1 pseudogene is annotated in these 292 nt (G+C 36.0%); it reads left to right on the top strand.

From position 1 onward, the window contains the following. Positions 1 to 292 (top strand): annotated as a pseudogene (locus D1841_RS18075) (methylated DNA-protein cysteine methyltransferase); the annotation flags it as partial.

The raw sequence follows: 292 nt of genomic DNA, 5'->3' as shown, positions 1-292 counted from the left end.
AAATTTCAAATTATCACAGACCAGAAAAGTATTGAAAAATATGGTGGCAGTAAAATGTATTTTGCACCGCCAATCGACTATGACAAAGTAATGAAAAAAGTTCCGTATGGTAAAATAATTACCGTTGGGGAAATACGAAAATACTTTGCAAAATTGAGTGGTGCTGATTTTACAGAACCAATTACAGCGGGAATTTTTGTTTCCATTGTTGCATGGGCGAGTTATCAGCGTTCCGAAGATGAAACGCCTTATTGGAGAACATTGAAAGCAAACGGAGAACTCAATCCTAAAT

The organism is Neglectibacter sp. X4 (genome assembly GCF_009917365.1).
Classification (GTDB): Bacteria; Bacillota; Clostridia; order Oscillospirales; family Acutalibacteraceae; genus Acutalibacter.
The sequence above is the reverse complement of the archived record's forward strand: the minus strand, read 5'-3'. Positions and strand labels throughout refer to the sequence as shown.